The sequence below is a fragment of the Hominenteromicrobium mulieris genome (assembly GCF_046197855.1).
Lineage (GTDB): Bacteria > Bacillota > Clostridia > Oscillospirales > Acutalibacteraceae > Hominenteromicrobium > Hominenteromicrobium mulieris.
Genome location: NZ_CP173188.1, coordinates 216770 through 231276, shown reverse-complemented (window position 1 = coordinate 231276; position 14507 = coordinate 216770). Strand labels below are relative to the sequence as shown.

General features: G+C 55.5%; 13 protein-coding genes. 2 read left to right on the top strand and 11 right to left on the bottom strand.

The features are described from left to right. Positions 1-123: 123 nt before the first annotated feature. From ACI0CA_RS01085 to trhA, 5 genes are all read right to left on the bottom strand, one after another. Positions 124-1428, bottom strand: a complete 1305-nt coding sequence (locus tag ACI0CA_RS01085) for an alanine/glycine:cation symporter family protein (RefSeq protein WP_308449161.1) — start codon at positions 1426-1428, stop codon at positions 124-126. Further along, a complete protein-coding gene (locus tag ACI0CA_RS01080; RefSeq protein ID WP_308449160.1) occupies positions 1425-1964 on the bottom strand; it encodes an N-acetylmuramoyl-L-alanine amidase family protein in 540 nt (179 codons plus the stop codon). Before ACI0CA_RS01080 ends, ACI0CA_RS01085 begins: the two co-directional genes overlap by 4 nt. Positions 1965-1979: 15 nt before the next feature. Continuing rightward, positions 1980-2888 carry a polysaccharide deacetylase family protein gene (locus ACI0CA_RS01075; RefSeq protein ID WP_308449159.1) on the bottom strand — a complete coding sequence of 303 codons (909 nt, stop codon included), beginning with the start codon at positions 2886-2888 and terminating at the stop codon, positions 1980-1982. 117 nt (positions 2889-3005) lie between these two features. Beyond that, positions 3006-4106, bottom strand: coding sequence for an alpha/beta hydrolase (locus tag ACI0CA_RS01070; protein ID WP_308449158.1), 1101 nt, complete (start codon positions 4104-4106; stop codon positions 3006-3008). A gap of 46 nt (positions 4107-4152) precedes the next feature. Next, positions 4153-4854: a PAQR family membrane homeostasis protein TrhA gene (trhA, locus tag ACI0CA_RS01065; RefSeq protein WP_308449157.1), complete on the bottom strand. Its 702-nt coding sequence runs from the start codon at positions 4852-4854 to the stop codon at positions 4153-4155. A 621-nt stretch (positions 4855-5475) separates the two neighbouring features. Here trhA and ACI0CA_RS01060 point away from each other — a divergent pair. Both ACI0CA_RS01060 and ACI0CA_RS01055 read left to right on the top strand, forming a co-directional pair. Continuing rightward, a complete protein-coding gene (locus ACI0CA_RS01060) occupies positions 5476-7272 on the top strand; it encodes an ABC transporter ATP-binding protein (RefSeq protein ID WP_446806616.1) in 1797 nt (598 codons plus the stop codon). 24 nt (positions 7273-7296) lie between these two features. After that, positions 7297-9105 carry an ABC transporter ATP-binding protein gene (locus ACI0CA_RS01055; RefSeq protein WP_446806617.1) on the top strand — a complete coding sequence of 603 codons (1809 nt, stop codon included), beginning with the start codon at positions 7297-7299 and terminating at the stop codon, positions 9103-9105. A gap of 91 nt (positions 9106-9196) precedes the next feature. Here the strand turns inward: ACI0CA_RS01055 and ACI0CA_RS01050 are convergent, their stop codons facing one another. The 6 genes from ACI0CA_RS01050 to fabF all read right to left on the bottom strand — a co-directional run bounded on the left by ACI0CA_RS01050 (position 9197) and on the right by fabF (position 14486). Beyond that, positions 9197-9967, bottom strand: coding sequence for an acetyl-CoA carboxylase carboxyltransferase subunit alpha (locus ACI0CA_RS01050; protein ID WP_176821007.1), 771 nt, complete (start codon positions 9965-9967; stop codon positions 9197-9199). Next, the gene (accD, locus tag ACI0CA_RS01045) at positions 9967-10869 is read right to left on the bottom strand and encodes an acetyl-CoA carboxylase, carboxyltransferase subunit beta (RefSeq protein WP_417398616.1); all 903 of its coding nucleotides are present in this window, start codon (positions 10867-10869) and stop codon (positions 9967-9969) included. Before accD ends, ACI0CA_RS01050 begins: the two co-directional genes overlap by 1 nt. A gap of 41 nt (positions 10870-10910) precedes the next feature. Beyond that, positions 10911-12224: an acetyl-CoA carboxylase biotin carboxylase subunit gene (locus tag ACI0CA_RS01040; protein WP_176821009.1), complete on the bottom strand. Its 1314-nt coding sequence runs from the start codon at positions 12222-12224 to the stop codon at positions 10911-10913. 22 nt (positions 12225-12246) lie between these two features. Further along, positions 12247-12663 carry a 3-hydroxyacyl-ACP dehydratase FabZ gene (fabZ, locus tag ACI0CA_RS01035; RefSeq protein ID WP_176821010.1) on the bottom strand — a complete coding sequence of 139 codons (417 nt, stop codon included), beginning with the start codon at positions 12661-12663 and terminating at the stop codon, positions 12247-12249. A gap of 73 nt (positions 12664-12736) precedes the next feature. Continuing rightward, positions 12737-13171, bottom strand: a complete 435-nt coding sequence (gene accB, locus ACI0CA_RS01030) for an acetyl-CoA carboxylase biotin carboxyl carrier protein (RefSeq protein ID WP_176821011.1) — start codon at positions 13169-13171, stop codon at positions 12737-12739. 79 nt (positions 13172-13250) lie between these two features. After that, complete coding sequence (gene fabF / locus ACI0CA_RS01025) at positions 13251-14486, bottom strand: beta-ketoacyl-ACP synthase II (RefSeq protein ID WP_176821012.1); 1236 nt, start codon at positions 14484-14486, stop codon at positions 13251-13253. Positions 14487-14507 lie beyond the last annotated feature (21 nt).

Genomic DNA, 14507 nt, shown 5'->3' with positions numbered 1-14507 from the left:
TTTTGAAACGCATATTCGTTGTTTTTTGGAGATCAGCAAAGGCAGGCTAAACGAACCGTTAAAAGCCCCTCTATTCATCGCTTTTCTCTCTATTTGTATTTTAACATCTTGCCGAAGAAAAATCTATACCTTTTTTGGCTTTTGGGCAATTTGTTTTGCAAAAACCTGCGGCGTTAAAACCAAAAGCGCCGGGACGTTCAAAAGCGCCATCAGGCCGTTAAACGCATCACATACATTTAAAACGCCGAGAAACGGCGACATGCACCCCAAAAAGCAGGAAAGCGCCGAAAATGCCATGTATATTCTTTTTTCCGCCGCGCCTTTTTTCGGCAATAAATACAGTAGCGCGTCCATACCGTAGCAGCTCCACGCCAAAACCGATGCAAACGCGAAAAGCGCCACGCATACGCCGGCAGAAAGCTCGCCGAACCGCCCCAAAACGAGCGAAAACACCGAAAGCGCCGCTTCCGGGGAAAAATCACGCACGGGTGACACCAGCATGCACAGCGCCGTAATTGTGCACAGCAGGATTGTGTCGATAAACACCTGCAAAGCGCCGAGTGTACCGATCTGCTCCGGAGTCTTATTTTCCGTGCGGAACGTCGCGAATGTACCGCTGCCAAGGCCCGCTTCGTTTGTGAACACCCCGCGCGAAATGCCCTCACGCATGGCTAAAATCATGCCGCATACGCCGCCCGCACCGGCTTTCAGCGAAAACGCACCTTTCAGCATATTCCGCACCGCGCCGGGGATATGGCTTCCGCGCAGAAGGAGCACCGCGGCGCACAACGCCAAAAACAGCCCCGCCATGAACGGCACAAGCTTTTCCGTGACGCGCACGGCTTTCGGCAGGCCGCCGCGCACGCAAAGGAGCAAAAGCCCCGCAAACACAACGCCCGCAAGCACGCGCGGCACACCCATGGGCACCAGCACCGACGATGCCGCGCCGGTCTGCGCCATGGTGCCCATGCCGAGCGCCGAAAGCACACAGCCTGCGGCATAAATTTTTGCGCCGTGCCGCCCGAACGCCTTCTGCACATAGCCGATCGCGCCGGGGGCGTTTTTCGTGCCGAATTTTGCCGCCAAAACGCCCTCGGCATATACGGTCATCATGCCGAAAAACGCCGCAATCCACATCCAGACGACCGCGCCCGCGCCGCCGACCAGGATTGCCGCCGCAACACCCAGAATATTCCCAGTACCGAGCGAGCCGGCAAGCGACGCCGTCAAGGACTGAAATGCGGAAAATCCCCCGCAGCGCTGCGTGCCGCACAATGCCCCGCGCGTCATGCCCGGCAGCTTTGTCACCTGCATGAACCGCCCGCGCAGCGTGAACCACACGCCCGCAAGCAAAATCAAAAGCAGCACGTGCGGCCCCCACAAAACCGCTGTCAAAACACGGACAAACGCCGAGAAGCTCTCGTTCACAGCGCGCAGTTCATCTCAAGGTACGCACACACTGCGCGGGTAAGCGCTTCGGCAATCACGGTGATATTATTTCTAATCCACGCTTCGTCCTCGGCGTTGTCGTGGTACGCGATCTCTACGAGGACCGCCGGTGCGCTCGTTTTCGTGATCTCCGCAAGACGTGTCGTCGCCACTGTGCTCACAAGGTCGGGGTCGGGGTAAATTTTCCGCAGTTCATCGGCAATAAGCTCCGCCGCGCGCTTGCCGGAAGCGCTGTACGGATAATAGTACACATCCGGCCCGCGCAGCTTCCCCGCCAAATTTGACGGCCCGGCGTTCGAGTGCAGCGCCAAATGCAAATCGTAATTCCCGGCGTTCGATTCGCGTATCGCCTGCCCAAGCGACGTGTTCGGCGTGTTGCGCACAACTTTGATGCCGTTTTGCTCCAGCATGGGCACCATGTCGTCCGCGATACGGTTCATCCAGTACTGCTCATCGCCCTCTGTCAAATACTTATTGTACGGCTGAATGGACGGGCTTAAATAGATTGTCGGCATATGAACCCTCCTACATCATGCTTTCAAAATGTGTTCAAAAAACGACTCGCTGTTCACACCCGAGGGACGCAGGTAGCGGCCGAGGTAATATAAGCTTTCCGGGGCACGCGTAACGGTGCTGACACGCTCCTCACACGAAAGCGTAACCTTAAACCCGAGGTTTTTGATGATCTCCGGCTCTCCCTTACTCACTGCGCCGAACGGATATGCAAACAGGACGGGCTTACTTTGCAGGTTTTCTTCTGCTTTCTGCTGAAAAAGCGTCACATCTTCGGTGAGAAGCTTCGTGTAGTCTTCCAGAGATTCCCCGGAAAGCTGCTTTGTGCCGAGCCGCGCACCGTCCGAGCTGTGCAGGTCATACGTGTGATTCGCAATTTCCACCACGCCGGAAGACTGCATTTCGCGCAGCATATCCCACGTGCAGTGCGCATAGTACGGGCTTTTGTCCGGCGTTTCGGTGTAGAGGTCGGCGTATTTTCCGATGGGCGAAAGCACAAATTTCATGCCGTACCGCTTTGCGGTGGGATAAGCGTATAAGTAGTTATTGTAATACCCGTCGTCAAACGTCAGCAAAATCGGTTTTTCAGGCAGCGCGGCGCCGTTTTCCGTGTAGTTTATGAGGTCTTCGGATAAAATTGCCGTATAGCCGTTTTCCGAAAGCCACTTAAAATCGCTTTCGAGTTCCTCCGGCGAAATGACGTATTTGCCAAGGCGCGACGCGTCGTCCATAACGGCGTGATACATGATGACCGGCACACGCACGCCGGGGTCCTCCGCCATGACCGTTAAGATCGCACCGAGCGCCCCGATGGTGCCGAGCGTCAGCGCTGCGGCCGCCGTTCTGCGCAGCCACGCGGGCAACAAGCGATAAAACGCACCGAAGCTCGGCACACGATGCGAACGCAAGCTCAAAACACCGTACATCCCGATCCCTCCTTCGCGCTATGTATACGCGGAAAAAGATTTCCTTATGCAAAAAGCCGCCCCTGCCCGATACTGTACGTCGGTGCAAAGGCGACTTTCCGCTTGGCTTTTCTATTTTCAAATCACGGGGAGCTCTGCGTTTTCTTCCGGCATGTCGTCGTATTTTTCGGCGGCTGCCGCTTCGGTCTCTTTTTCTTCTTCCGCAGCAGGATTTTCAACGGATATTTCCGTTTCTGTGGAAACTTCAGGCTCTGCTTCCGTCTCTTTTTCGTAAACCGGCTCTTCCGCCTTCGGCAGGTGCGACGAGAAGAAAGCATACAGGTCTTCGTAGACCTGCGCACTGTTCATCTCGGTGATGAGCGCGTGGCGGATGCGCGGGTAAAGCGTCAGCTTCACGTCGTGCCCGGTCTTATTCAATTTATCAAACACACGGCGCACGCCCTTGCCCATATCGCCTACGGGATCGTTTTCGCCGGAGATGAGCAAAATCGGCAGGTCTTTCGGCACACGGCGGTACCACTGGTCGGTGTTGATGGCGTACAAAAGCGTGCCGAGGTCGATATACCCCTGCACCGTGAGCGGGAAGCCGCACAGCGGGTCGTTTACAAAGCGATCCACTTCCTCTTCCTTACTCGTCACCCAGTCGTAATTTGTGCGGTTGGGCTTGAATTTCTTGTTGTACGGGCCCGTGGCAATCTTCTCGAGCGACGGAATTTTCGCCTGTGCGCCCTTTGCCTTTTTCAGCATATTGAGATACGTGCGCTCGGCCTTCCACATGGCAGTCGAAATGCCCGCGCTGGTACCCATGAATACCACTGCCGTGAGGGAGTTGCCGTAGGCGGCCGCAAATTCGCGCGCGATGAACGAGCCCATGCTGTGGCCCATGAGAAAATACGGCAGCTCGGGATATTTTTCGCGCATGATGCTCTGCAAATTGCGCTGATCCTCGACGACATTATAGAGGCCGCCCTTTTCGCCGAAATGCCCGTAGAGCGCGCCGGAGGTCACGCTGCGGCCATGGCCGAGGTGATCGTTGATGACAACGACAAAGCCGCGCTGCGCCATGTATTCGCAAAACGGTTTATACAACGCACTATGCTCCGCCATGCCGTGCGAAATCTGCAAAACAGCCTTCGGTTCGCCGTCCGGCTCATACAGGCGGGTGAAAATTTTGTTATGTGCCGTGCTGGAATCAAATGTAAATTCGGATACCTTCATGCAGCTTAATCCTTTCGGTTTGTGATTTTTATAGAAAAGTCAATTATCAAATAATTACCGTAAACACGCTCAGCGTATGCAGCACGCTGCCGGCTAAGACAAACAGGTGCCACACGGCGTGCATGTACGGCACTTTTTTGCCGAGGCCGTACAGCACCGCGCCTACGGTGTACGCCACGCCGCCCGCGATGAGGCAGTTTAATCCCACACCCGGCATTTTTGCCGCGACCGTGTTAAACGCCAGCACGACGACCCAGCCCATCATCAGGTAGCAGATCATCGAAACGACCTTGAATTTCTCCATATCGACGGCGTTTAAAATAATGCCCAGCACCGCCGCAGCCCACACGGCCGCGAACATGACGATGCCCTGCCTGCCCTCAATGCAGCACAGCGTGATGGGCGTATATGTGCCTGCGATGAGCAGATAGATTGTGCAGTGGTCGAGCACGCGAAACACCTTTTTCGCGCGGTTCACATTCAATGCGTGGTAAAGGGTGGAGACCGTGTAGAGCAAAATCATTGTGCCGCCGAAAATGCTGACGCTGACGACGTTCACAAGACTCTTTTCGCAGAACCACAATAACATAACGAGCGCCGCCGCACCGAACAGCGCGCCCACACCGTGTGACACAGCGGAGAAGATCTCTTCCCCAAGCGAATACAGCGGCAAAGACAGCCGCATCCTGTCTTCCTTATGCCAAACCTTTCTTGCACCGTAACCGGCGTATGCCGTCTGCATATCCATACGTTTCACCCTTTCTCCGGGGACCTGCCCCGGTTCTTTATTTTAAAACTGTTTTTTATTTTTCTTTTATATGGTTTTCAATACCAGACATATTCATATTATAATCTGCGTGTTTCAAAATAGCAAGGGGGTATTTGTAAATTTTCTTCGCAGACGCCCCCAAAACTGTAATTTTCAGTCTATTTAGCGCTAAAAAGTCTATTCGGTTCCCTTGTTGCACGCCCGCCGCACACAAAACTTATATTTTCTAACAAAATTTTTGCTCAACACGATTGACTTTTTGTATCTGTGATGTTAAAGTTAAATCGCCGTCATACTATCTATGGGATCGGAAAGCCGTGTCTGTTTCCGGGCTCATACCGTAAAAACCTGTGTGTTCATGGCGTTCGGCAGCGGGACACAAAACAAGCGGTTTTTGCGGCATACACGCTGTGAAGGGCTCGAAGCTTTGGCTTCGACCCGTTTTTCTGTGCCGATGCTAAACACCCGGCACAGTGTGAGGTGCGCAAAAAGATGTCCATACCGTCGGGAAACCGCGCGGGCAAGAAGCAGCTTGAGGTGTGGCCGACTTCTCCTTTTTTGTTTAGACAAAATGCGCACCGGAAAGGCAACCGGTATATTGTGAAAAAGGAAAAACGCACGACCATTCTGCGGTTTTACTCCTTTACAAAGGGACTGCGCCACAATTTTGTGCTGGCGCTGCTCACCATGGCGATCTCGGTCTTCGCCGGGTACATGACACCGCAGATCATCCGCGTGACGGTAGACTCCGTCATCAACGACTCCCCGTTCAACCTCCCTTCGTTTTTGGCAACACAGATCGAAAACATGGGCGGGCGGGATTTCTTACGTCAAAATCTCATTTTATGCGCCTTGGCGTCGCTTTTGTTCGCGGTGCTCGCGGGCATTTCCACGTACCTTTCGCGCATGAATATGGCAAAGGGCTGCGAGGGCACCGTGACGAAAATCCGCAACACGCTGTTTTCGCACATTCAGCGCCTACCCTACGCATGGCACAACAAAAACCAGACTGGCGACATCATCCAGAGATGCACGCAGGATGTCGACCTCATTCACAACTTTATCAACGACCAGATGATGGAGCTTGTGCGCGTGGTTTTTCTCATCGTCGTCTCACTCGCCCTGATGTTCTCCATGAACGCAAAGCTCGCGCTTATCGCCTTTATTTTTATCCCGATCGTCGTGGGGTATTCCATGATCTTCTTCGTCATCGTGGGAGACCGCTTCCGCATTGCGGATGAAGCCGAAGGCAAGCTGACCGCCATGGTGCAGGAAAACCTGACCGGCGTGCGCGTGGTGCGCGCGTTCGGCCGCGAGCGCTTTGAAAAAGATAAATTCAATAAGCAGAACGACCTCTTCTCCGACCTCTGGGTACGCCTCGGCCACGTGATGGGCGTCAACTGGGGCATCGGCGATCTGCTTTCCGGCATTCAGGTGTTGACGATCATCGCCGCCGGCATCGTGTTCGTCGTGGACGGCGCCATCACGGAGGGCGAGTACCTCGCGTTCGTCGCGTACAATTCCATGCTTGTGTGGCCTACACGCAGCCTCGGTCGTCTTTTGAGCGAGCTTTCAAAAACCGGCATCAGCTCCAAGCGTATTTTTGAAATTCTCGACGCGGAGCCGGAAAAAGATGCGGAAACCCCCGTTACCCCGCCCATGGACCGCGACATTGTGTTTAAGCACGTCAACTTCTCCTACGGCACTTCCGGCGAAGTGCTGCACGACATTGACCTCAAAATTCCCGCAGGCACCACGCTCGGCATTTTGGGCTCCACGGGCAGCGGCAAAAGCACGCTGACCTACCTTTTAGACCGCCTATACGAGCTGCCGGAAGGCTCCGGCGCAATCACCATCGGCGGCGTGGATATCCGCAACATCGCGCTTTCGCACCTGCGTGGCAATATCGGCATTGTTTTGCAGGAACCGTTCCTGTTCTCAAAGAGCTTTAAGGACACCATTTCGGACGGTTCCAATCGCCACGATATTGAAAGCGTGCGCAAGTATGCCCGCCTTGCCGTCATCGACGACACCATCGACCGCTTTGCCGAAGGCTACGATACGCAGATCGGCGAGCGCGGCGTGACGATCTCCGGCGGTCAGAAACAGCGCGTCGCCATCGCCCGTATGCTCATGCAGAACACGCCGATCAAAATTTTCGATGACTCTCTTTCCGCCGTGGATATGGAAACCGACGCGAAGATTCGCGAATCCATCAACAAAAACGTGCGCGGCACAACGATTTTGATTGCCCACCGCATCACGACCATCATGAATGCCGACCAGATCATTGTCATGGATAAGGGTCGCATCGTGCAACGCGGCACGCACGAAACGCTCTCGAAGGAAGACGGCATCTATAAACGCATTTACGACACACAGCGCTCGGCTACTTAAGCCGCGCACGGGGTATTTACCGATATGAAAATCAAAAACAAATCCTTACAAACGTGGGCAAAGCTGCTTCCGTTCCTTGCCCCGTATAAGTGGCAGATGATTTTAATCATCGCACTGATGATCCTCGGCGCCTGTTTTGACATGGTGCAGCCGCTTTTTTCCGGCTACGCCGTGGATAATTTCATCGAGCCGCGCACGACGGAAGGCCTCATTCCCTTCACGGCCGTTTACCTTTCCATGGTCGTCGTGCAGACCATTACAACCATTTTAATGGCAATCTACGCCTTAAAGGTTGAAATGTACTTAGGCCGCGACTTAAAGCGCAAGCTTTTCGACCATTTGCAGACGCTCGACTTTTCCTACTACAACACAACGCCCGTCGGCACCATTATGGCGCGTTTAATGAGCGATACCGGCAAGATCGGCACGGTTTTGGCGTGGAGCCTTGTGGATATTTTCTGGAGCTCCATGTACGTGCTCGGCTGCGTTGTCATCATGCTGTTCGTCAACTGGAAGCTCGCACTCATCCTCATCGCGATTATCCCGATCATCGCCGTCATCACGGTCGTGTTCCAGAAGAAAATTTTGGCAGTGAACCGCCGCGTGCGCGCCATCAATGCCGAGGTCACCCGTCATTATAACGAAGGCATCTCCGGCGCAAAAACATCTAAAACGCTCGTCATCGAAGAAAAGAACGACAAAGCGTTCGAAAAAGTCGCGGAGGACATGCGCTCCACAACGATCCGCGCCGTGCGGTTAAATGCCGTGTATATTCCGATCATCAGCTTTCTGACCGCCATCGGCGTCGCGATGGTCCTGAATCAGGGCGGCAACATGGTGCTGTTCGGCGACATCACCGTCGGCGAAATGACCGTGTTCATCAACTATGCTTTGATTATTGCCGACCCGGTACAGCAGCTTGCGCGCACCATCTCGAATTTTATTTCCACGCAGGTCAACATTGAGCGTGTCTCCGCCCTTTTGGAGCGCGAGCCGCTCATCAAAGATACACCTGAAGTCATTGAAAAATACGGCACCGCATTCGACCCGAAAAGAGAAAACTGGGAGCCGCTTCAGGGTCACATCACGTTTGACGACGTGACGTTCCGCTACCCGGACGGCGTAGAAAACGTCTTAGAACATTTTTCGCTCGATATTCCCGCCGGCACCACGGTCGCCATTGTCGGCGAAACGGGCGCGGGCAAAAGCACGCTCGTCAACCTTGCCTGCCGCTTCTTTGAGCCCACTGAGGGCCGCATCCTCATTGACGGCAAGGATTATCGCGAGCGCTCCATGCTGTGGCTGCACTCCAGCATCGGCTACGTGCTGCAAACGCCGCACCTCTTTTCCGGCAGCGTGCGCGATAATATCCGCTACGGCCGCTTAGACGCGACGGACGAGGAGATTGAGGCCGCTGCAAAGCTCGTCAGTGCACATGACGCCATCATGCACATGGAAAACGGCTACGACAGCGACGTCGGCGAGGGCGGCGACCAGCTGTCCACCGGCGAAAAGCAGCTCATCTCGTTTGCAAGAGCCGTGCTGGCCGACCCGCGCATCTTCGTCTTAGACGAAGCCACCGCGTCCATCGATACCAAAACCGAGGAGCTCATCCAGCACGCCATTTCGACGCTGCTTGAAAACCGAACCTCGTTCCTCATTGCGCACCGCCTCTCGACCATCCGCCACGCCGACCTTATTTTGGTCGTCCGCGCAGGCAAGATCATCGAGCAGGGCACGCACGAAGAGCTGCTTCAAAACAAAGGCTACTACGCCGATCTCTACAACAAACAGTTCGAGCAGGAAAACGTGAAGCATGTGTTTGGGGAATAATACGGTGTGTTCCTAAAACCACCGATTTTTCGGAACATGAAAAGACCGGCGAAAACCACAGCGTTTTCGTCGGTCTTAATTTTTTTGCGTTTTAATACTTTCTAAACCGCTCATACCGCTCTTTTAAAAGCGTCTCGGTGTCTTTTTTGCACAGCTCGTCCGTCTGCACGGCAAGCATCTCTTTCACTCGGCTGAAAAGCTCCGCCTTCGTTTTGCCGGATTCACTGATGACGCGTTCCACAACGCCAAGCTTTTCCATGTCCTGCGCGGTAAGATGCAAGCACTCTGCGGCTTCCTTCGCTTTCTTTGCATCTTTCCAGAGAATGCTCGCGCAGCCCTCCGGGGAAACGACGGAATACACGGCGTTCTCCAAAATCCACACGCGGTCCGCAACCGCCAGCGCAAGTGCGCCGCCGCTGCCGCCTTCACCGACCAAAATCGAGATAACCGGCGTTTTCAGCCCGATCATTTCCACAAGGTTTTCGGCAATGGCCTGTCCCTGCCCGCGCTCCTCTGCGCCGATGCCGCAGAACGCGCCGGAGGTATCCACAAAGCAAATCACCGGGCGATGGAATTTCTCTGCCTGCTTCATCAGGCGCAGCGCCTTTCGGTAGCCCTCCGGGTTCGGCGAACCGAAGTTGCGGTAGACCTTATCCTTTGTGTCTGCGCCCTTTTCGATGGCGATGACCGTCACCGCACGGCCGCCGAGCGTCGCGATGCCGCCGATGACCGCGGGGTCATCCGCAAAACGGCGGTCGCCGTGCAGCTCAATGAAATCCGGGAAAATATTCTGAATGAAGCTGAGGCCGCTCGGGCGTCCCTTGCCGCGAGCAAGCTGAACCTTTTCGTATGCCGTTGCCATTATGCTTCAGCCTCCTTTGTCTCACCTGCATCCACCTGCTGTACGCAGGCATCCTGTTTGCCCTCGTTGTGCAGACGCAGGAGCCGCGCGATCACTTCACGCTGCCGGCTTCTCGGCGTGATGAGATCAATAAAGCCGTGCTCCAAAAGGAACTCCGCACGCTGGAAGCCCTCCGGCAGCTTTTTGCGGATGGTCTGTTCAATGACACGCGCACCGGCAAAACCGACCATTGCATCAGGCTCCGCCATGATGACGTCGCCGTCCATGGCAAAGCTCGCCGTCACGCCGCCCGTTGTAGGGTCGGTCAGTACAGTGAGATAAAAGAGCCCTGCATCGCTGTGCAGGCGTACCGCGCCGCTCGTTTTCGCCATCTGCATCAAAGACAAAATGCCCTCCTGCATTCTGGCGCCGCCTGCCGCCGTAAAGCCGATAACAGACAGACGGTGCTCTGTGGCATACTCAAACAAACGCGTGATCTTCTCGCCGACAACCGTGCCCATGCTGCCCATCATAAAATGCGGGTCCATGCAGAACACGGCGCAGTCTTCGCCCATTACCTTTGCGGTGCCGCAGACAACGGCTTCCTTTTCTCGGGTCGCAAGGCGCGCGCTTTTCAGTTTATTTTCGTAGTTCGGAAACTCCAAAATGTCATGACTCGTCATGTCGGCATCGAGCTCCGTAAACGTATCGTCGTCCGCCAAAAAGCTGATGCGCTGGCGTGCCGTCATGCGGAAATGGTGGCCGCAGCGGCAGACATTCAGGTCGTCCCAAAGCTCGGAGACCGGGGTCTGCGTGCCGCACTTCGGGCATGTCATTGTGATCTCGTGCTGCTCCTCCTGCGGGTTTTTCAGTTGTTTTCCGCCCTTTTCCAGCTCATTCTGGGGCGAGCGGAACAGACCCATCAAATTCATAACGGTCTACTCCCTTCGGTAAATGAACTTCCTCAGCCCTCACGGTTTTTGATGAAGTCCGTATAATAATCTCCGCTGTGGAAAACGGGGTCGCGGATAATATCGATCTGATCTTCAATGTTGTTCGGCAAACCGCCGATGACAAGCTCGCACAAGGCGGACTGCATCTTGCGTATCGCTTCTTCTCTTGTCGAAGAAAACACGATCATCTTGCCGAGCATGGAATCGTAAAACGGCGGCACCTCGTAGCCCTGATATAAGAACGTATCAAAGCGCACCCACGGGCCAGACGGAATGTGCAGGAAATTCACTTTGCCCACGCCGCCTGCGTTGATGCGGCACTCGATCGCCGCGCCGCGCACTTTAATGTCTGCCTGCGTGCAGTCAAGCTCTACACCCGCTGCAATGCGGATCTGCCACTTTACAATGTCTTTGCCGGTGACGAGTTCCGAAACCGGATGCTCTACCTGAAGGCGCGTGTTCATTTCCATAAAATAGAAATTCTTGTCGCGGTCCATCAAAAATTCCACCGTACCGGCATTCACATAGCCCACGGCTTTCGCCGCTTTCGTCGCCGCCTCAAACAGCTCGGCGCGCTTTTCCTTTGTCACACCGGGCGAGGGGGATTCTTCAATCAGCTTCTGGTTATTGCGCTGAATGGAGCATTCGCGCTCGCCAAGGCACACCACGTGCCCCTGCTCGTCACAGAGCAGCTGCACTTCTATGTGTTTTGCCGGATAAATGTATTTTTCCATGTACATGCGACCGTCACCGAACGCCTGCTGCGCTTCGCTTGATGCCGTTTTAAACGCCTGTTCCAGCTCGTCCTCGGTCTTTACAAGTCGAATGCCCTTGCCGCCGCCGCCTGCCGATGCTTTTAACATGACGGGGTAGCCGATCTCCTTTGCCGCCTTTTTTGCTTCGTCGACATTTTCCAAAATGCCGCTGCCCGGAATAATCGGCACGCCGGACGCTTTCATCAGTCTGCGTGCGGCGTCCTTATCGCCCATGCGGTCGATGAGTTCGCCGGACGGGCCCACAAACGCGATGCCGTACTTTTTGCACAGCTTCGCAAACGAAGCATTTTCCGCCAAAAAGCCGTAGCCGGGGTGAATGGCCTGCGCTTTCGACGCAATGGCCGCGCTGATGATGCGCTCCTGATTCAAATAGCTGTCCTTCGCCGCCGCCTCGCCGATGCAGATGGCTTCATCGGCCAGCGCCACGTGGATAGACTCCGCGTCCGCCTTGGAATACACCGCCACGGTGCGGATGCCCATTTCCTTGCAGGCACGAATAATGCGCACCGCGATTTCGCCGCGGTTCGCGATAAGCAGTTTCGTAAACATAGCCTGTTCCTTTCCGCCGGGCTTACGCCTTGACGAGCGCAAACGAGAACTCTGCCGAAACGCAGACCTTGCCGTTTACGCGGCCCGTGCCCTTTGCAAAATAGAACATGCCGCGCTGGCGCACGAGCTCGCACTCGGTCTCCAGCGTATCACCGGGCTTCACCATGCCGCGGAACTTCACCTTATCGAGGCTCGTAAACACCGGAGTCATGCCCTCCGATGCACCGTCTGCGAGCAGCACGCAGGCGCTCTGCGCCAGCATTTCGCACTGAATCACGCCCGGCACGATGGGGTTGCCCGGAAAATGGCCCTGCAAAAAGTATTCGTCACCGCGGATGTGGCACTTGCCGAACGCTTTGCCGTCAATGAGCTCCACTTCGTCTACGAGGAGCATCGGCTCGCGGTGCGGCAGAATCTTTTTGATCTCTTCCTTGTTCATCTAACGTATTCCTTTCCACGGAAAAATCCCGGGGACGCGCATTTTTTTGGCGGCGCTCCGGGAGCTTTTCATCTTAAATAATGCGGAACAACGGCTGGTCGTATTCGACGACCTGCCCGTTGCCGACGCAAATCTCGGCAATTTCGCCGTCCATTTCGCTGTTGATCTCGTTCATCAGCTTCATGGCCTCAATGATGCAGAGCGTGTCGCCCTTGTGCACCGTGTCGCCCACGGCGACGAACGGCTTGCTGTCCGGAGACGGCGCGGCGTAAAACACGCCTACGGCAGGGCTTTTTACATAAACGCCCTCTTTCTCCTTCACTTCCGCAATGGGCTCCGTCGTGTGCATCTGCTCCGGCACGGCGGGCTGCACGGCGTTCAGGATCGGCGCCGCCTGCACGACCTGCGCGGCGCGCTCAATGACGATATTTTCGCCGTTTATTTCCAGCTTCGTCAGCTCGTTCTGCTTGACGATCTCCGCCAAAGCCGCAATGTCTTTAATATTCACAAACGTCCCTCCGTTGAATCAAGCGGTATTTATCCGGGTATTCCCGCAGATGCCCTGCGGTGTCGTACCCCATATTTTACTACAAAACCTTGCGAATTGCAATACAAGCGTTGTGGCCGCCAAAGCCGAGGGAAACGGACAGGGCGAGGTCAAGGTCAACCTTTCTCGCTTCGTTCGGGCAGACGTCAAGGTCGCAGTCCGGGTCCGGCTCTTTGTAGTTGATGGTCGGCGGAACGATGCCCTCTTTCACCGCCAGCGCGGAAGCAATGGCCTCCACCGCGCCGGCCGCGCCCAACATGTGGCCCGTCATGGACTTTGTAGAACTGATGACAACGTCATATGCGTGCTCGCCGAACGCCTTTTTAATGGCCAGCGTCTCACTGCGCTCGTTGAGCGGCGTGCTGGTGCCGTGCGCGTTGATGTAAATTTTCTCGTTTGCAAGGTCCGCGCCCGCTTCTTCGTATGCCATGCGGATGGCTCTTGCGCCGCCGTTGCCCTCCGGATCCGGGGCAGTCATGTGGTGCGCGTCGTCCGTAGCGCCGTAACCCACGATCTCCGCGTACATTCTCGCGCCGCGCGCCTTTGCGTGCTCATATTCTTCAAGAATGAGCGCCGCGCCGCCCTCGCCCATGACAAAGCCGCTTCTGCGCTTATCAAACGGGCAGCAAGCGTCTTCCGGGTCGGGGCAGGTGGTCAGCGCCGTCATATTGCCAAAGCCCGCCACGCCCACAGGGACGATGGCTGCTTCCGCGCCGCCGGCGATGATGGCATCGAGATAGCCATGCTTAATGGCGCGGTACGCTTCACCGATCTCGTTGTTGCTCGTCGCGCACGCCGTGGTGATCGGCAGGCAGGAGCCCTGCGCGTTGAACTTAATGGCGATGTTGCCGCCCGCGATATTCGCAATGAGCATCGGGATAAAGTACGCGGAAACACGGCGCGGGCCCTTTTCGTTCAGCGCCGTCACCTGATTGGAGAACGTCTGGATGCCGCCGATACCGGAACCGAAATACACGCCGAAGCGCTCCGGGTCGATCTTTCCCATGATCTCGCTGTCATTCACCGCCTGCGTTGCCGCCGCGATGGCAAACTGAGAGAACGGGTCGTTCTTGCGCACTTCGCCCTTATCCATGTACAGCAGCGGGTCAAAATCCTTGACCTCCGCCGCCACATGCGCTTTAAAGTCCGTGGAGTCAAACTTCGTGATTTTCGTGATGCCGCACTTGCCGGCTTTCAGGTTTTCCCAGAACGTATCCACATCGTTGCCGATCGGGGTAACTGCGCCGAGACCCGTGATAACTACTCTTCTTTCCATATTTTTCAGGCTTCCGAAACG